The 18,698-nt window shown below is 39.0% G+C and carries 17 protein-coding genes, 1 tRNA gene, 1 pseudogene and 1 riboswitch; of the genes and pseudogenes, 16 read left to right on the plus strand and 3 right to left on the minus strand.

Annotation, left to right across the window (positions count from 1 at the left end; genetic code table 11):
- Position 1 precedes the first annotated feature (1 nt).
- From Q0Y52_RS06870 to Q0Y52_RS06895, 6 genes are all read left to right on the plus strand, one after another.
- Positions 2-1,354, plus strand: a complete 1,353-nt coding sequence (locus Q0Y52_RS06870) for a MotA/TolQ/ExbB proton channel family protein (protein ID WP_297819796.1) — start codon at positions 2-4, stop codon at positions 1,352-1,354.
- 1 nt (position 1,355) lies between these two features.
- Positions 1,356-1,880 (plus strand): MotA/TolQ/ExbB proton channel family protein, encoded by a 525-nt coding sequence (locus Q0Y52_RS06875; RefSeq protein ID WP_297819799.1) that lies wholly within the window; start codon positions 1,356-1,358, stop codon positions 1,878-1,880.
- Positions 1,881-1,892: 12 nt separating this feature from the next.
- A complete protein-coding gene (locus Q0Y52_RS06880; RefSeq protein ID WP_297819802.1) occupies positions 1,893-2,294 on the plus strand; it encodes a biopolymer transporter ExbD in 402 nt (133 codons plus the stop codon).
- A gap of 1 nt (position 2,295) precedes the next feature.
- Positions 2,296-2,907: an energy transducer TonB gene (locus tag Q0Y52_RS06885; protein ID WP_297819805.1), complete on the plus strand. Its 612-nt coding sequence runs from the start codon at positions 2,296-2,298 to the stop codon at positions 2,905-2,907.
- Entirely contained in the window at positions 2,907-4,169 is a 1,263-nt protein-coding gene (locus Q0Y52_RS06890; RefSeq protein ID WP_297819808.1) for a hypothetical protein, read from the plus strand. The genes Q0Y52_RS06885 and Q0Y52_RS06890 overlap by 1 nt, the downstream gene beginning before the upstream one ends.
- A 409-nt stretch (positions 4,170-4,578) precedes the next feature.
- A complete protein-coding gene (locus tag Q0Y52_RS06895; protein WP_297819810.1) occupies positions 4,579-6,366 on the plus strand; it encodes a spermidine synthase in 1,788 nt (595 codons plus the stop codon).
- A gap of 7 nt (positions 6,367-6,373) precedes the next feature.
- On the opposite strand, the gene Q0Y52_RS06900 is transcribed toward Q0Y52_RS06895, so the two are convergent.
- Complete coding sequence (locus tag Q0Y52_RS06900; protein WP_297819814.1) at positions 6,374-8,485, minus strand: GNAT family N-acetyltransferase; 2,112 nt, start codon at positions 8,483-8,485, stop codon at positions 6,374-6,376.
- 783 nt (positions 8,486-9,268) lie between these two features.
- Positions 9,269-9,372, plus strand: a riboswitch (TPP riboswitch).
- Positions 9,373-9,429: 57 nt separating this feature from the next.
- On the opposite strand from Q0Y52_RS06900, the gene Q0Y52_RS06905 reads away from it, so the two are divergent.
- The 8 genes from Q0Y52_RS06905 to Q0Y52_RS06940 all read left to right on the plus strand — a co-directional run bounded on the left by Q0Y52_RS06905 (position 9,430) and on the right by Q0Y52_RS06940 (position 14,508).
- Positions 9,430-11,535: a TonB-dependent receptor plug domain-containing protein gene (locus Q0Y52_RS06905; protein WP_297819817.1), complete on the plus strand. Its 2,106-nt coding sequence runs from the start codon at positions 9,430-9,432 to the stop codon at positions 11,533-11,535.
- A 59-nt stretch (positions 11,536-11,594) separates the two neighbouring features.
- Positions 11,595-11,852 carry a hypothetical protein gene (locus Q0Y52_RS06910; RefSeq protein WP_297819820.1) on the plus strand — a complete coding sequence of 86 codons (258 nt, stop codon included), beginning with the start codon at positions 11,595-11,597 and terminating at the stop codon, positions 11,850-11,852.
- Positions 11,852-12,457, plus strand: coding sequence for a nicotinamide riboside transporter PnuC (pnuC, locus tag Q0Y52_RS06915; RefSeq protein WP_297819823.1), 606 nt, complete (start codon positions 11,852-11,854; stop codon positions 12,455-12,457). The genes Q0Y52_RS06910 and pnuC overlap by 1 nt, the downstream gene beginning before the upstream one ends.
- Positions 12,454-13,245: a choline/ethanolamine kinase family protein gene (locus Q0Y52_RS06920; RefSeq protein ID WP_297819825.1), complete on the plus strand. Its 792-nt coding sequence runs from the start codon at positions 12,454-12,456 to the stop codon at positions 13,243-13,245. Before pnuC ends, Q0Y52_RS06920 begins: the two co-directional genes overlap by 4 nt.
- 113 nt (positions 13,246-13,358) lie before the next feature.
- Positions 13,359-13,435, plus strand: a tRNA-Trp gene (locus Q0Y52_RS06925).
- Between the two features lie 98 nt (positions 13,436-13,533).
- The gene (locus tag Q0Y52_RS06930) at positions 13,534-13,977 is read left to right on the plus strand and encodes a hypothetical protein (protein ID WP_297819828.1); all 444 of its coding nucleotides are present in this window, start codon (positions 13,534-13,536) and stop codon (positions 13,975-13,977) included.
- Positions 13,978-14,060: 83 nt separating this feature from the next.
- Positions 14,061-14,351 (plus strand): hypothetical protein, encoded by a 291-nt coding sequence (locus Q0Y52_RS06935; protein ID WP_297820030.1) that lies wholly within the window; start codon positions 14,061-14,063, stop codon positions 14,349-14,351.
- Complete coding sequence (locus Q0Y52_RS06940) at positions 14,272-14,508, plus strand: GNAT family N-acetyltransferase (protein ID WP_297819831.1); 237 nt, start codon at positions 14,272-14,274, stop codon at positions 14,506-14,508. The genes Q0Y52_RS06935 and Q0Y52_RS06940 overlap by 80 nt, the downstream gene beginning before the upstream one ends.
- 79 nt (positions 14,509-14,587) lie before the next feature.
- Here Q0Y52_RS06940 and Q0Y52_RS06945 read toward each other — a convergent pair whose 3' ends face one another.
- Positions 14,588-14,779 carry an XRE family transcriptional regulator gene (locus Q0Y52_RS06945; RefSeq protein WP_297819834.1) on the minus strand — a complete coding sequence of 64 codons (192 nt, stop codon included), beginning with the start codon at positions 14,777-14,779 and terminating at the stop codon, positions 14,588-14,590.
- 115 nt (positions 14,780-14,894) lie between these two features.
- A complete protein-coding gene (locus Q0Y52_RS06950; protein ID WP_297819837.1) occupies positions 14,895-15,044 on the minus strand; it encodes a hypothetical protein in 150 nt (49 codons plus the stop codon).
- A 274-nt stretch (positions 15,045-15,318) separates the two neighbouring features.
- On the opposite strand from Q0Y52_RS06950, the pseudogene prfC reads away from it, so the two are divergent.
- Positions 15,319-16,904 (plus strand): annotated as a pseudogene (prfC, locus tag Q0Y52_RS06955) (peptide chain release factor 3).
- A 42-nt stretch (positions 16,905-16,946) separates the two neighbouring features.
- The gene (gene argS / locus Q0Y52_RS06960) at positions 16,947-18,683 is read left to right on the plus strand and encodes an arginine--tRNA ligase (protein ID WP_297819840.1); all 1,737 of its coding nucleotides are present in this window, start codon (positions 16,947-16,949) and stop codon (positions 18,681-18,683) included.
- Positions 18,684-18,698 lie beyond the last annotated feature (15 nt).

Consider the following 18,698-nt stretch of genomic DNA (forward strand, 5'->3'; position numbering starts at 1 on the left):
GATGAAAACTATATTTAAATCTGTATTAGCTGCTGCTTCGATTACGTTAATGGCTGCTTCAGTTCAAGCGGCTACCTCCTTAGAGGAGCTCCTTCAAGAAGTTAAAAAAAGTCGTGTATCCGAAGCGCGTATTAACAAAAAGCGTGAAGCAGAGTTTCAATCGGCTCGTGCTGATAAACAAGCATTATTGAGAAAGGCGCAAGCTGAACTTAAATCTGAAAAGGCTCGTGGTGTCAGATTGGCAAAAGCATTTGCAAACAACGAAGTGAAATTGGCTGAGAAGGAAGTTGAGTTAGTAGCCGCAACAGGTAACTTAGGCGAAATGTTTGGTGTAGTGCGTCAGGCATCACAAGAAGCCTATGGTCAAATATCTACTTCAATTGTCAGTGCTGAGTTCCCTGGACGTGGTGCGTTTCTGAAACGTATGTCTGAGGAGTCTAAAGGTCTACCTAATATTAAAGAATTAGAAGATCTTTGGTTCGCTCTACAAACAGAAATGACAGAGTCTGGGCAGGTTTCACGTTTCACTACCGAAGTGATAAGTCTTGACGGCGGTTCAACGCAGCAAGAAGTGGTCCGTATTGGTACGTTTAACTTAATTGGTGAGCAAGGTTATTTAGTTTACGATGATCAAACCGGAATGGTGCAGCCTTTGGGTCGTCAACCTGACAGCTTCCAAACTAACACTGCGTTAGAACTTCATTCTGCAACATCAGGTATTATTCCCTTTTACGCTGATCCATCAAAGGGCGGTATTCTTAGTCTATTGAAAGAAAAAGCGACTATGTTAGAACGTTACCATGCTGGTAAAGAAGTAGGTTACATCATCACCGTTATGCTGCTTATAGGGCTACTAATAGGTATTTATAAAATTGTTACTCTATCATTGGTGGGTATTAGGATGAAAGCACAACTAAAAGATGTGTCTAACCCTTCTAGCGGTAACCCTCTTGGTCGTATTTTAGGGGTTTACTCAGAGAACAAGACAGCAGATGCAGAGAACTTAGAGTTGAAGTTAGATGAAGCTATTTTGAAAGAGTTACCTCAAATTGAAAGTGGTATTAATATCATTAAAATCTTCGCTGCCATCGCTCCTTTATTAGGCTTGTTAGGTACCGTTATCGGTATGATAGAAACCTTCCAACAAATTACTCTGTTCGGAACAGGGGACCCTAAATTAATGGCTGGCAGTATTTCACTTGCATTGGTCACCACTGCTTTAGGTATTATTGCTGCTTTACCACTACTGTTGACTCACAGCATTGTAGCTGGACGCAGTAAATCTATTGTCCACATTCTCGATGAGCAGACTGCGGGCATAATCGCCACGCATGCTGAGACGGAGAAAGCCTAGTATGTTATTTCTGATAGAACAATGGGAGTCTGTCAGGGATTTTATTGCTGCTGGCGGTAACGTACTTTACGTTGTTGCCTTAGCGCTCTTTCTTATGTGGGCATTTATGATAGAGCGTTTTTGGTATTTATCTTCAGTTTACCCAAAGGTTAGAGATGAGATTATTTCTAACTGGGATGCACGTGAAGATACTACCTCATGGTATGCGCATAGAATCCGTGACACATGGATTTCACAAGCTTCAGATGGTCTAGGCACAAGAATGTTATTAATAAAAACACTTGTGGCTATGTGCCCTCTAATTGGTCTGCTGGGAACAGTTACCGGAATGATCGGTGTGTTTGAGACCATGGCGACTCAGGGTACAAGTAACCCTCGTCTAATGGCTGCTGGGATTTCTATGGCTACTATTCCAACAATGGCTGGAATGGTTGCTGCTTTATCTGGTGTTTTCTTTAGCTCTCGTCTTGAGTCTAAAATTAAAATTGCCAGAGAAAAGTTAGTAGATGCCTTGCCCCATCATTAAAGAGAGGATCTTATGGGTCGTAAAGTTCGAGTAGAAGAAGATGCAGCAATTGACATGACACCAATGCTAGACATAGTTTTCATTATGTTGATCTTCTTCATTGTTACTACTGTTTTTGTAAAAGAAGCGGGTATTGAAGTTAATAAACCTAGTGGGACACTGGCAGTCTCGCCAAAAAATGCAAATATTTTCATTGCTATAACTGAAGATGGAAAGGTTTGGATGGATAAACGGGAAATTGATACGGACAGTGTTCGTGCCAATTTAGACCGTTTAATGGCAGAGCAACCGTCTGACGTAATAATTATTCAAGCTGACAGAGAAGCCGAGCATGGTCTTGTTGTTGAAGTGATGGATCAAATTAAAGCGGCAGGTATTGATCGTATCTCAATTGCAGCAACGGCAGGTAGTTAATATGGGTCGATTAATAGTTTCTATATTGTTAGGTGGGTTTATTGCCTTTGCTCTTTTTATTATAATGGCAAAGTTAATTGCAAATACAGGAAGACCTCCTGAAAAAGGTGCTGAAGCAGTTGTGATTGATATTGTTATGGCAACACCAGACGATGCAACACAATTAAGAAAAAGGGTGCCACCACCACCACCACCACCACCTAAACAACCACCTAAAATTCCGCCTGTTGAGCCTGATATTGCTCAAGTTGATACAGATGGTTTAGGTTTTAAAATGCCTAGTGTTGATGTTGGCGGTGCTTCGGTGAATATCGGTAGTGTAGGTGCGATGCGTGATGGCGATGCTACACCTATTGTACGAATTGAACCTAAATATCCAGTTCAGGCCGCACGTGATGGTAAAGAAGGGTGGGTTAAATTATCTTTTACTATCAATGAAGTGGGTGGTGTCGAGGACGTTAAAGTGCTTGATGCGGATCCAAAGCGTGTCTTTGACCGCGAAGCAAGACGTGCTTTGGGTAAATGGAAATACAAACCCAAAATTGAAGATGGTAAACCGATGAAACAATTCGGCCTAACAGTGCAACTAGACTTTAAGTTGGATCAATCATAATGAATAAACATCTAAAACATTTATGTGTGGTTTCAGTGATTTCTGTAGCTACTGTCATACCCACTAGCCTTTATGCTCAAGTTTCTGCACCTATCGCATGCGCAGATTACAAGCGAGGTCCAACTAATATTCCTGGACAAAAAGTAGGTAAAAAGGTCGGTAAGGCCTTAGATGCCTACAATAATGATCTTATCGACGAAGCATTAGATATTCTTTACGAAATAGATACGTCTAACACATTCGATAGGGCATTCACTGATCGGTTTATTGGTAACTTACTGGCTACTCAAACGGGTAAAGCAAAAAAATCCATTGAATATTTACAAAGAGCTGTTGCCCCGAGCAAATTAAATGATTCAGAGCAGGTTGGCACCATAAAACTGATTGCTGATTTAAGCCTTCAGGAAGAGCAATATGATAGTGCGATTAAGTACTATCAACAATGGATGAAGCTTACCTGTAAAGAAAACTTTGATGTCTATTTTAGAATGGCTAATGCCTATTATCAGACCAAAAAGTACTCTGAAATTATTATGCCCATTAATAAGGCCATAGCCTTAGCTGATAAGCCTAATAAAACAGCTTATGCCCTTAAAATGACTTCTTATTACAACCGCAAAATGTATAAAGAAACCATTGAAGTGCAAGAAGAAGCGGTGAGGATATTTCCTGATGATAAGGGACAGTGGACGCAACTAGGCTTCTTCTACATGCTTGTTGAAGATCACAAAAAAGCACTTTCTACATTTGAGATGGCCTACAATCAGGGGTACTTAACCAAACCAGCTGAAATAAAAGCGCTTAGCCAGTTGTATTCTATGAATGATATACCCGTGAAAGCGGCTAAAATATTAGAGACGCATATTAATTCTGGATTAGTTAAGAAAGAGTTAAGAATGATTAATAGTGTCGCATCATCTTATCAACAATCTAAGGAATTCAAAGAAGCTGCTAATTATTATGGTCAAGCCGCTTTATTGAGCTCCGATCCTGATACATATCAAAAGCAAGGTATGGTTTATTATGCATTGGAGCAATACGCTGATGCTATTGTATCTTTGCAAAAAGCTTTAGATGAAGGATCTGATAAAAAGGGAGCAATTTACTTAGCTATGATGCAAGCAAGTTTTGATAATGGTGACTTCAGGTCTGCTTTCAAGTATGTGAATGAAGCGAAAAAGGATAAGTCTACAGCTCGCAACGCACGGAGTTGGGAACCTTACATCAAAGAAAAAGCAAAAAACCGCAACATAAAACTTTAATGTAAAAAGCTCCCTCGGGAGCTTTTTTTACAATAATAAGTTTTTACCTTTTAGAAAGAATAGTCTTTTAGTGCATCTCAATAATGCTAGTTTTAACTTAACGCCTGAATAATCAATGCAATATTTCATCTCGGTTTTTATCAGTGCTTTTCTGATTTTTCAAATACAACCTATCATTTCTAAAATCATACTACCTTGGTTCGGTGGTGGTGCCAGTGTGTGGACCACTTGTATGTTGTTCTTTCAATTCTTTTTGTTGGTAGGTTATTTATATGCATATATCCTGGCCAAGATTTTCAGTGTCAAATATCAGATTGTTGTGCACTTGGTATGCCTATTATTCAGCTTGCTTTTGTTGCCTTACAATATTATGGATGTACAAAATATAATAATTAGCGGGCCACCAACTATGGCTGTATTGAAAGTATTGTTTTTGGGTCTCGGTTTTCCTTATTTAATCTTATCAGCTAACACACCCCTATTGCAGCATTGGTTTACTAGACAAACTAATGGCGCTAACCCTTACAGATTGTATGCTATTTCTAATGTTGGGGCATTTTTGGCTCTGGTGAGTTATCCTGTAGTGTTCGAACCATTTATGACACTGGACTGGCAAGTTAAGTTCTGGTCCAGTATTTATTGGCTATTCGTTCTTTTAGTCGGTTGGATATTATTTGTAGTTGCTAAACAATATAACAAAGAGAGACTAATTACCTCCGAACCATTTATTAATCCTAGGGTGTGTTTTTTCAGGCTTATCTTATGGTTTCTGTTGTCGGCCTTAGGTGTGGTCTTGTTGGTGTCTACCACCAATGCACTAACGCAAAATGTACCTCCGATACCTTTTTTGTGGCTTGCTCCTTTATCGATATATTTGCTGACCTATGTGGTGGCATTCAGTAATTTTGCCATCTATGTTAGATACCTTTGGTTACCTTTCTTTATGTTGCTGTCATTTGTTGCCTTGTTAATTTATTTTATAGGCGGGCAATTTGACATTATTACTCAGTTATTGATTTATCTGTTGATTTTATTGTGTGGTTGTATGATTTGCCATGGTGAATTGGACTCACTTAAACCAAAGCAGGGCAATACAACCCTGTTTTATTTGGTTTTATCTGCTGGTGGTGTTTTCGGTAGTTTTCTAGTTTCGTTCGTGGCTAAAAATCTGTTTAATGAGTTTTTGGAATTCCCATTTGCGATTTTCAGTGTACTAGTACTGGCTATTTTTTCCTTGTGGTGGAACAAACAGGATGAGCATGCTGATGTCAAATCCACTATGTCTGGAGTTGTTGCTAATAGTCAGCTTTTAAGACTAGCGATATGTAGCTCAGTTGTTGCCCTACTTTGGTTATTAGTTTTCACCAAACTCAACAATCAATATCAACAATACGACATCGCTAAGGCTCGAAACTTTTACGGCATTCTGACGGTCAAAGACATAAAAGAGGGGAAAGTTAACGAGAGAAGGTTAATTGACGGTACTACCTCACACGGGAGTCAACATTTGCCTCTGTCTAAATTAGCTTTACCTCTGAGTTATTATCGCCCAGGTACAGGTGTACAACTAGCTATTGAAGGGCTTTCTAGTGACAGCAATTTACAAGTTGGGATTATAGGTTTAGGGGTAGGGGCATTAGCAGCCTATGGTCAATTTGGCGACCATTATACTTTTTATGAGATAAACCCACTAGTATCAGACTTTGCTCATAAATACTTTAGTTACTTGAGCAATTCTAAGGCTGATGTTGAAGTTAAGTTAGGTGATGCTCGGGTATCTTTGCAAAAAGAATTAGATTTAGGGCAAAAAAATGCATTTGATTTGCTTATTATTGACGCCTTTTCAGGTGATTTAATTCCTACACATTTAATGACTCATGAAGCTTTTTTATTGTATCAGCAGCATATCAAGGACCATGGTGTTCTGGCTTTACACATCTCTAATCGGCATTTGTCACTCCTGCCTGTCATTATTAACCATAGTCAAACCTTGGATATGCAAGTTATGTTGTTTGAAACTCCTGGTAATGGCGATGAACATGATGCTCAGTGGGTGGTATTGACAAATAATACTCTATTGACACAATCACCAACATTAATCTATCAGCAAACCGTAATATCTAAAGACCAATATCAAAAGGTCTTATGGACGGATGACTATTCAAGTTTACTGGCTATTTTAAAAGTCTTTAATTAAACAATCATTATTGGCTTATTAGGACTTTTTCCAAGCTAGTCTTTAATACTTGTTCGATTTGTTTTTTGCCACTCAAATTATATTTTGAACAAAGTTCCTTGTCTTCAAAGTTTTGTAATAGTGCAGCCACCAACAAAGCTTGCTCTTGTGTTTCTAATTTTAAGAAGCAAGCAGGATTGACTATCAGGTATTCTTTTAGTAAACGTTTACAGGTGAAATATGCCCGTTTACCTATAGCAAATTGCCTAAGTATTTCCATGTTTTTAGATACACCTACATTTGCAGATGGCCTCAACAAAAGTATTTGAATGAGTAAAGACTCAGACAACCTTTTAAAATTTTTGTCCATCTGATAAAGCAATTCTTGGTAAAAATCTTTATGGATAGAGTCAGATATTTTCAATGCCTCATTTGTCAAAGGTTTAATACAAATAGCACTGTGCTCACCACTTGAAACCTCAGGTTTTACACTGAGTTTAGCTAGAAAAAATTCGCTTTTGTACCAAAAATTTAGGATGTTAGTATTGCAACCAAAAGACGTAGTTAGAAATGAAATATGTTGCTTTCTTGCCTGCTGTTCTATGAAGTCTACTAATTTTTTTCCTAATCCAGTGTGCTGATGCTCAGGTGCCACTGCAATTCTGCTAATTCGCCATTGTTGGGCTAATAGAAAGGGGAGGGTGTTGTAAGATGACGTAATGTTTTGTGCTACTAAATGCCCCTTGACGCGTCGTGTACAATCAGCAATATTATTGGCAATTTCGTCAAGACAATCCCCCCCTTCTTTGATTATTTGGGCCACACCAAGCAAAGTGTTCCCGTTGGTTAATATAAAGCATTCTATTTCAGGAGCGTCTAACAAACGTTGTAAATCATCTTGACTGGTTTGGTAGTGGGCGTCTATCAATAACCTAAATAGACCCCCTAGTAATGTTTTGTTGAGGAGTAATTCTGCTTTTGTTAGGTGTCGACAGTTAATTGATTGGCTCTCAGACTCTAATATTTCAGTTACTTGTTGCACATTATGAAACAAGCTAGTGAACCAGAATTGTTCCAACGTGTCGTGTTTATACCAACGGATCGGTTGTAACATCTGAGACCTTTTAAAGCCTGGTTTAAGAAGTGATAGTTGCCTTATAAAGCGTGTTTCAAAACCACGACCACTGCCCTCATATCCATGAACCGTTGCACTAAAAACGATGCGTGGAAACTTTTTCGCAAGTTTATTAAGGATATACACAGGAATGGCGGATGCTTCATCTATTAATAACAAATCTGCCGATATTTCGTCTGATAATAATACATCGATGGACTTAAATGTTAATGAACTTGACCCATGTAAAACACTATTTTTATACATTACAGCTTCAGGTAATAAGCGTTTGTTATGAATAAATACCTGTTCGAGGCTACGAATATGAGGAGCCGTTATATATATCCTTTTATCTGAAGTTTGCATTAATTTAGCGGCGGCTATCCCTAAAGCTGAAGATTTACCCCGGCCTCTATCTGCGGTCAATATTAAAGGTCTATTTCTATGTCCTTGAGCTACCTTACAGATGTTTGTTACAGTAATTTCTTGCTCGTAATATCGTTCTTTATCTGAGTTGTCTTCTACAAAACTTGTCTTACCAGAAAATTTATCGGCAGATAACATTGCGACGCCACTATCTTCGTTAAAGGAAGATATTAAGTGTTGAATAAAATGACTTTTTGGAAAGTGTTGTTGATAACCATAAGAAATACGATTGATTTGTTCTGGATCCGTATAGTTTGGCCATTCAGATAATTCAGGACATAAAATAACCATTAATCCTTGAGCTCTTATTGTGCCACTTAATGCCATAGCCGCGTTGGCTCTAAATCCACTAAAGCAGTTTAGTACCACCCAATCATATTCGTACCCTAATTTACAGCGGTAGTCTTTTACACTAATGTTTTCATATTTGGTTTGAGTATTTGAGACCCATAAAATACTTTGTATGTCATTCTTATCTAATAAGGTAACAGCAGCGGTTTTTGTCCATTCCTCTTGCCCCGTTATGACCAATAATTGCCTGTGACTTAACCTTGACTGGCGTTGTTGAAACCAATGAAATAGCTGCTTGGGTAAATTCACAAAATATTCTTATTTAAGGCATCTGAATAATGATTGCTAGTGTAAGCAAACTTATTCAAAAATACGAATATGGTTTTGGTTAGTTGCGGTGCTAACCTAATTACAACTCAATTGAGTATTAACTTATTTAATAGGGATGCTTGCGATATCTCACTTAAGTTTTGATTAGTTGTATGGAGAAGACCCTGATACTTAGCGTTATTTTACTTAATGGCATAAATTTATTAAAAATCTGTGGTTCATTCATCACTAGTGCTTCTGTTTATGTCATTTGAGAAGATAATCATTCACCTGATGAGTTGAAAGAAATCTCGGATTTATTCTGTCCAGAAATCGGTTCAGCTTTCATTCTTAATAATTCTGGGAAAAAACTATTATTTACAATATTGATGCCTCTGGTGGGATCATCAGTAAAAATTTGGTCCCTACTAAAAATACAGAGCGGGTATCATTGACTGGAGATAAACAGTTTTTATAGGTGATGTGGGTAACAACAATGGTAAGCGAAAGTTCGTCCAGATCCATCCAGTGCCTAAACAAGAGAACAACAATATAACCTTTGCCCTCTCAAGCTATGGACAAGTTGAGGGAGCATGCGTGGTACCAAATGGTGAGGTATGGTTTACCCAATAAGGTTCTATTTTATGCAATCATAAAATAGTAAAACTAAAAATCATGAAATAAATACTATTATGCTCTTATAAATTTCCATTCATCTATTGCGAAGCTTTATTTGCCTGTTACACTACTTTGCCTGAATACTGGTAAATTAACAACCTGTATTTAGCAACCAAGGGGAGCCTTTTTGGCTGAGATTTGAGAAAACACTCATAACCCTTATACCTGATCCGGATAATGCCGGCGTAGGAATGGTCATGCACTTATCCCCATTTACCTGCCGTACAGCCGGATCTTTTCAAACTATACTGAAGAGATCCCTTAAAATGAAATGTAGTAAAAAGCCACTGGCTAGTTTAATAAGCCTATGTTTAATAAGCACTTATGCATCTGCGCAAAATATTGATGAGCAACTGTCTGAACAAAAAGAATTAGAGCGTATTATCGTGCGAGGTGCATTGTCTGCTACACCTTTGTTTGAAATGGCAACCAGCATTTCTGTATTAGATGCGCAAGCAATACAACAGCGCCAAGCTCAGCACCTTGAGGACATCCTGAATCGCGCTGCCAATGTTAATTTTGCCAGCGGCGCTAGCCGTGGGCGTTTTTTGCAAATACGTGGAATTGGTGAACGCAGCCAGTTTACTGATCCAGTGAATCCTTCTGTTGGTTATTTGGTTGACGGTATTAATTATTCTGGCCTGCTCGCTGGGGCGAGTACCTTTGATATCGAACAAGTAGAAATCTTCAAAGGTCCAAACAGTGCGCGATTTGGTGCTGACGGACTTGCCGGGATGATCAACGTGCTGAGCAAAGATGCATCTGAACAAACCAGTATTGACGCTCAGTTTGGTGTGGCCAACTACGGCAGTTGGCAAATAGGAGCCGCTGTTGGCGGTGGGCTAAGCGACACACTTGACTACCGCTTATCGGTGCATCAAAACACCAGTGATGGCTTTGTAGATAATACTTGGCTGGGTACAGATGATAACAATGGTGTGGATGAGTTAACTGCACGGGCCAAATTGAATTGGCAAGCTAGCGATGACTTATCAATTAAAACAGTCATTCATTTGATAGATGTTGATAATGGTTATGATGCTTTTTCACTTAATAGAGATAGAACCACTTTATCTGATGAGCCTGGATTTGATTCCCAACAGAGCGAAGCTATAGGTTTCACTGCAGATTATCAAGGTCTAGATTGGGCTAATGTGCAGATTCAGAGCAGTTTTATGCAGGCCGATTTAGCGTATGGTTATGATGAGGATTGGAGTTATGTGGGCATAGCCCGGGGTTGGGAATACTCATCTACCGATTATTACTTCCGCGAGCGTAAAGACAGCACCATTCAAGCAAAATTCACCAGCAAAAGTGATAATGCTAACACCTGGGTGTTTGGATTTTACTTTGCAGATAAAACAGAAGATTTAACACGCGAATACACTTGGTTGGCAGGACCGTTTGAGAGTCAAGTCGGACGTGTAGACAGTGCGTTGTTTGGACAATTTAAACATGTATGGTCAGATGAACAGTGGATTACTACAAGTTTACGTTTAGCTTCGCAGACTCTTAATTATGATGACTCCAATGTGATTAATGAAGACCTTGACCATAATGATTGGGGGGCTGAAATTAGCTATCATCAAAAAGTGGGTGACAACAGCATGCTTTACCTCAGCCTACTGCGCAGTTATAAAATGGGTGGGGTAAATGGCCAAGCTCTAGGTAAGATTGACGACGAAGACATTGTAGAGTTCAGACAAGACTTACTCGACAACGCAGTTTTTGATGCTGAATCTTTAGTAGGCGTAGAATTTGGCGTAAAAGGTACCAATCAAGATGGAAGTTTACTGTTGGATTTCAGCACTTTTTATCAAAAACGTGACAACGTACAATACAAAAATTCTATTGTAAACGCACAATCTTTTGTCGATTTTTATAATAACGCCGCAGATGGGAAAAACTACGGTATTGAAGTCAGCTTAAATTATATGTTGACTGATAAACTGAATACCTTTGTTAATATTGGCTACCTGAAAACTGAAATTAGCGGTATTACTCGTCAGGACGGGAGTATTATTGATAACCGAGACCAAGCCCATGCGCCTAGTTACCATGTTAACGCAGGTTTAAATTGGCGTGTTGCTGATAGCTTAAACTGGTTAATTGAATTTGATGCCAAAGATGAGTTCTTTTATTCTTTTAGTCATGATCAGCAGTCAGACAATATTTTTATTACTCATACTAGCCTCGATTATCAGATAGAAAATTGGCAATTTAGTCTATATGCCCGCAATTTGTTCGACCAGCAATATGCTAATCGGGGGTTCTTTTTTGGCAACGACCCAAGAGATGAATATGTAACACATCTCTATGAACAGTTTGGTGAGCCTCGTCGTGTAGGTATCAACTTTACATATCAGTATTAAAAACGTGAATTCAAGCCGGAGATGGTCTGCCACTCTGGCTTTTATCATGAGGAAGCAATATGAAATTAGTTGCCGAAATATCCATGTATCCTCTTAAAGAGCAGTACATTAAGCCAATTCAAGAGTTTATTGACCGTTTAAATACCTATGAAAGCATCAAGGTTGTGACGACTGCCACAAGCACAACGATAAGTGGTGAGTATCTCCCTACTATGCAGTTGCTAGCCGAAGAAATGCAACATAGTCATCAAAAAATAGGACAGGCAATATTTGTCTGCAAGTTTTTAAATGGTGACAAGATGAGTACTGAAATTTAATGGAAAATTTTCTAGGACAACTAGTCGCAACCCCTTTTTTGGAAGGCTTAGCAGTGGCTTTAGCTCTGGCTTATGTATGGCTGGCGGCTAGGCAAAATATCTGGTGTTGGCCCTGTGCTTTGGTGAGCACAGGAATATATACCTGGCTGTTTTGGAGCGTGTCTTTACCTTTTCACACGGGTCTCAATTTTTATTACTTGATTATGGCTGTTTATGGCTTGTTAAAGTGGCGCGGTAATCATGCTGATACTGTGTTTGTAAAAAGCTGGCCGATATATCGGCATGTGATTTGTATTACAGGGATGATCATTGGGGCTCTATTACTGAGTCATTTTGCGAGTACTGTGCTGGATGCAAATTATATACATTTAGATGCATTTATAACCGTTTTTAGTGTTTTCACAACTGTGCTAATGGCCCATAAAGTACGGGAGAATTGGTTGTACTGGATTATCATTAACCTCTTTGCAGCCTATCTCTACTTTGCTAACGATTTAGTGTTAACAGGTGTCTTATTTTTATGTTACAGCGGATTTGCGGTTTATGGTTTTATTCAATGGCGTTTAGAACCTGTTAAATTAAAAGGTCAGACAGAGGCTCTATGAGCGATTTAAAGATCATGCTGGAGGCTGAGTTAGAAAATTTGGAGTGTGTTGAATCAGACTTTCATCTAAAACCTGTTAATGGAGGAACCATAAATAGCAGTTATCGCCTTGAAACATCCAACAAAAATTATTTTGTCAAAACTTTTGAGTCAGATACAATCACGTTGTTAGATAGAAAAAGGCTCTTTGATATTCAACTGGCCCTTGCTGAAAAAGGGCTTGCAGTAAAGCCAATCTATCTTTCAACGTCACTGAATTTTCAAATTGACCAATGGCTGGATACCCCCACCTTAGATCAGGCAGATATATCTAACCTAACCATTACCAAAAGCTTAGCTTCTGCGTTATCAATAATACATAACACTAAGATTAATGCCCCAGAACTAGATTTGCCCAGCCAATGGCAACATTATATGAGTTTGCTTAATGTGCCAATTTCAGCTTCAGAACAGCAAATTGTCGATAGTTATGGGGTTATTTGGCAGCAAGCTTGCTCAACTAAAGCGGTGTTTTGTCACAACGATTTGGCTTTATCTCATGTCACTCATTCTGTGCCCAGTAAATTTTTTGATTGGGAATACTGCGCTATATCTTGCCCGTATTTCGATCTCGCATCATGTATTATTGTAAACGGTTTTAGCTTAACGGATGAAACTAGCTTATGTGTCTCCTATGCACAATATAGTGAGCAACGTTTATCTGAGGTGATTGCTAAAGTAACCATTATGAAACCCCTAGTCGAATTAACCAATAAGCTTTGGTACAAGGCTGCTAGTCAGTCAATTTAAGGTACTTTTGATACGGATAGTTTATTAAATGTGCAGTTGTTCGTTAGATGTCTATAGTAAAAGCAAAATCACTTTACCTTTCGATTCCCGTCAGTATAATTCAGTCGGTCAGCAGGGGTGTAGTTCGAATTGGTAGAACAGCGGTCTCCAAAACCGATGGTTGGGGGTTCGAATCCCTCCACCCCTGCCAAATTTTGTCAAACTCGATATTTCTTAGTCGTAATTTTATTAATTGCCACAAGTATTAAAGCTAACTTATCTAAAGTAAATTCATGTTAATCTGTTGAAATGGAAAAATCCTTTTATCTTGCATTAAGTGATTATCAACACGCCATTTTGAATGAAATGGGTATATCGTCATGGCAGTTAGCCAGTGAAGAGAAAACTCAAGTAAAGGCCGACAACCAACCCCCTGACGTTATGACTTCTTCATCTGTGGTCAGATCAAAAGATGATGCCTTAGCTAAGTTAAAACAACTCAAAGCTCAAACACGAACAAGTGAAGCCATTGATGCTGTTCTAGTGACTTTCCCCCCAAGTGAAACCAAATTTCAAGTTTTTACCGATGTATTAATCGCCTTGGACTTAGAAGCTAAGCCACAAAAACATATTTCAAACGAACAACTGAGTCACTATTCAGCTTATCCCCTAAGTTGGGCACAAGGCGAAAAGGTTAGTTTTAAGCAAAAAAAAACTGATTACACCCGCTTTAATCGATTTACAGCACGGTGATACTAAAAAGCAGCTTTGGTTGGAATTACAAGGCGCTTTACTTCTTGAATCAAATTAACCAAATAGGGGGCTCACGCATTTAGATGAAATCACAATTCTCCCCATTAACGGCTCAAAACAGTGATCCTTATTTTGATTTGCATAAACAAGGACAGTTTTCACCTTGGTCCCGTAAGATCTTTGAAGACTGTTTAACTAAGCCCTATTTTGCTTACTCACTCAATCAATATAATCAGCCATTAGGTTATTATATTGGTATGACAGTTCTCGATGAAGTGACCTTGATGGGACATTGTGGTCAGCGCTGCGCATCAAGGCAAGGGTTTAGGGCAATCCTTGTTGCAACACTTTATGGCACAATGCAACCAAAATAATATTCAACAAATTTGGCTTGAGGTACGTGAATCTAACGCTGCTGCCATTAATCTTTATGACAATGCTGGTTTTATTTTGGTCGAGCAGCGAGTGGATTATTACCCAAGCGCAAAAGGTAAAGAAGATGCTTTGATTATGTGTTGTTATTTAGGGTAAAGATTGAGTAATCTAAAACATAATAATGAGGCATTGTTCAAAATGATGATAAGAGGGGGACCAAGCCCCCACGTATATCTTAACAACTTGCAGCAGTTATATTTAGACTTTCTGACATGTCTTGACGTTCAACTGCTAATTTTACAAAATTAGCATGGTTGTAGTTACAGCCCACACACATAGCAATAAATTGGTTCATATTCGGCGCACCAATATTTTTCTCCGAATTTTCGTAGGTTTTACGAGTTTTAACGTTAACAAGTTTTGCCATTTTAACTGTGGTTAACCTGCATACAAGACACACTTTTCTTACGTTCGAACCATAAATATACATTTTTGACTTAATCTTATTATCGAAACAGCAGAAAATATTGAATTAATTCTTATTAATAATTCCTGCTTTTAGGTTTGTCATCTTCGATAGAAGAGACAGTTTTACCGCTTGTGCCCACTCGTTGAGCCAGCTTTTCTTGGGTATAAACAGCTTCCCTGGACACTGATTTGAGTTGAGCGCGACTAAATTTTTTACGTGACATGATAAAACGTTTCTTGATGGTAAAATGTGAATATTAGTTATTTTAAGGTGCAACGTAAAAATTCTCATTATATTGAATGTAATTTAAACATTGGTTTGAGTAAATAGAAACGTTAATAATAAACAGTGCCGATAAAGGCCTTTTTTATGTTCAAAATTATGAAACCTTATTAAACAATATACAAAGCTACTAAATGACAACAGATCAGCGACTTTTTTATTGGAGTCATATACAATGCGTGCCCAAATTATTTAGTAACCAGTAACTTAAGAGTATTCCATGTCTTTCCAACAAGAAGTTGATAAAACGCCGCACTTTCGCGATTATCTCTCACCCCGATGCGGGTAAAACTACTATCACCGAAAAAGTATTGTTGTTCGGTAATGCCTTACAAAAAGCCGGTACGGTAAAAGGCAAAAAGTCAGGACAACATGCTAAGTCTGATTGGATGGAAATGGAAAAAGAGCGAGGCATATCTGTCACGACCTCAGTGATGCAATTTCCGTATCGTGAATGCACAGTAAACTTATTAGATACTCCAGGGCATGAAGATTTCTCAGAAGATACCTATCGTACATTAACTGCTGTCGATTCTTGTTTGATGGTCATTGACGCGGCAAAAGGTGTAGAAGCCCGCACCATAAAATTAATGGACGTCACCCGCTTACGTGATACTCCCATTATTACTTTTATGAATAAACTCGATAGGGACACGCGTGATCCTATCGATTTATTAGATGAAGTTGAAAAAGTGCTCAATATAAAATGTGCGCCTATCACTTGGCCAATTGGCATGGGCAAAGAATTTAAAGGTGTATATCACCTGCTCAAAGATGAAACTTATCTCTATCAAACAGGTTTAGGCCACACCATTCAAGAAGTGCGTGTTGTTAAAGGTTTACATAATCCTGAATTAGATGATGCCATCGGTGTTTACGCCGAAGAAATACGCGATATGCTCGAACTGGTGAAAGGTGCATCCCACGAATTTAATCAGGATGAATTTTTGGCCGGAGAATTAACCCCTGTATTTTTTGGCACTGCCATGGGGAACTTTGGTGTTGATCATATGCTTGATGGTTTAGTCGAATGGGCACCATTACCCCAAGGACGTGAAACCAGTGAAACGCAAGGTCGAATCTAGTGAACAAAAATTCAGTGGTTTTGTATTTAAAATTCAAGCCAATATGGATCCTAAACACCGCGACCGTATCGCATTTTGCCGCATAGTATCGGGTAAATACGAGAAAGGCATGAAGATGCACCATAGCCGCATAGGCAAAGATGTGAGAATTTCAGATGCTGTGACTTTTTTAGCCAGCGACCGAGAGTTGTTGGAAGAGGCCTATGCGGGTGACATTATTGGTTTGCATAACCACGGCTCTATTCAGATTGGCGATACGTTTACTGCAGGCGAAAAAATACCGCTTTGCGGGTATTCCTAATTTTGCCCCAGAATTATTTAAGCGTATTCGATTAAAAGATCCTCTTAAACAAAAACAATTGCAAAAGGGGTTGATTCAATTAGCCGAAGAGGGCGCTGTTCAAGTATTTAGGCCTTTACAAAATAATGATTTGATAGTTGGGGCTGTCGGCGTATTGCAATTTGATGTGGTGGTGGCTCGTTTAAAAGTTGAGTACAACGTTGATGCAATGTATGAACATATTAACGTCTATACAGCACAGTGGGTGACATCTAAAGACCCAAGAAAGCTCGACGAATTCAGACGCAAAGCAGAAGTTAATTTATCATTAGATGGTGGTGACAATTTGGCTTACATTGCACCCACTAGAGTGAATTTGGCTTTAGCCAAAGAGCGTTACCCTGATATTGAATTTCATACTACCAGAGAGCACTAAGGTGTTTTTAGCAGCCTGAAGCATTTTTAAACAAGAGCAGACATGAACTTACACACATTTTTACTAGCAAAATTTAAAGCCGCGCTTACTGCCATAGGCGCACCAGAAGACGCGTTAGTCCCACTTAGTCGCAGCACCCGTGTTGGGTTTGGGCATTATCAGTTCAATGGGGCTATGGCTCTATCAAAAGTGCTCAAACAAAACCCTCGTGATATTGCTCAAAAAATTGTGGATGCAGTCGATTTAGATGACGAAGCAGAAAAACTCGAAGTTGCGGGTCCAGGTTTTATTAACGTTTACCTAAAACCCCAGTGGCTTGCCCAGCAACTACAAACAGCTAATGCTGACATTCGTCTTGGCATCGAAGCAGAGCAGCAACAAACTGTTGTGGTAGATTACTCAGCGCCTAACCTGGCTAAAGAAATGCACGTTGGACATTTACGCAGCACCATCATTGGTGACGCCGTGGCTAAAACGCTAGAATTTTTAGGTCATAAAGTTATTCGTCAAAATCATATGGGTGATTGGGGGACACAATTTGGCATGTTACTAGCGCACTTAAATGACAAGTTAGTCGCTAATGAAGTAGCCGAAACCGCATTATCTGATTTAGAAGATTTTTACCGAGCTGCGAAAGTTCGCTTTGATAATGAAGAGGGTTTTGCCGATCGCGCCCGAGATTATGTGGTGAAGTTACAGGGCGGCGATGCCCAGTGTATGCTGTTATGGCAAAACTTTATTGATGTATCTATCGCCCACAGCGAAGAAGTGTATGACAAGCTTAATGTAAGCCTCAAGCGCAGCGATGTGATGGGTGAAAGTGCATACAACAATGATTTGGCAGCAACGGTCGCAGAGCTTAAAGCTTCTGGTATCGTAGTCGAAAGTCAAGGTGCACAAGTCGCATTTTTGCAGGAAATGGCTGACAAAGAAGGCAACCCGGCTGCCTATATAGTGCAAAAATCTGGTGGTGGGTATTTGTATGCTACTACCGATCAAGCGGCTATTCGATATCGCAATGGTGTATTAGGCGCCGATCGTACATTGATTTTTACAGATGTCCGTCAAGCTTTGCATTTTAAACAAACAGAAATTGTTGCCCGTAAAGCAGGATTTATTAATGCACAACAAAGTTATGAACATTGCCCATTTGGTATGATGTTAGGTAGCGATAGTAAACCTTTTAAAACCCGTTCTGGTGGAACCGTTAAGTTGGCCGAATTATTAGAAGAAGCCATTGAAAGAGCTGAAATTCTGATTAATAAACGTGAATCTGATTTGTCAGTACAAGAGCGTAAAACCATCGCTGACAAGGTGGGTATTGGTGCTGTCAAATATGCCGATCTCAGTAAAAATCGCACAACAGATTACATTTTTAACTGGGACACTATGCTCAGTTTTGAAGGCAATACCGCTCCTTATTTGCAATATGCCTTCGCACGTGTACAAAGTATATTCAGAAAAGCTCATGCTGATGATGTGAACTTACAAGCGGATATTCAGCTTAAAGAGGTGCAAGAACAACTTCTAGCAGTCAAGTTAATGCAATTTGTTGAAGCTATTAAACAAGTATCAAGCGAAGCAACACCTCATGTGCTTTGTACTTACATATATGAGTTAGCCAGTTTGTTTATGAGTTTTTACGAAGCTTGTCCAATTTTAAAAGATGATATTGATGAGCAAACTAAAAATAGTCGTCTGATGTTAGCTCAGTTGACCGCTAAAACCTTGCAATCAGGTTTGGACTTGTTAGGTATCGAGACTATGGAAAAGATGTAAGCTTTTAGCAACCAG

Origin of the sequence: uncultured Paraglaciecola sp., assembly GCF_943787955.1 — a bacterium.
Lineage (GTDB): Bacteria > Pseudomonadota > Gammaproteobacteria > Enterobacterales > Alteromonadaceae > Paraglaciecola.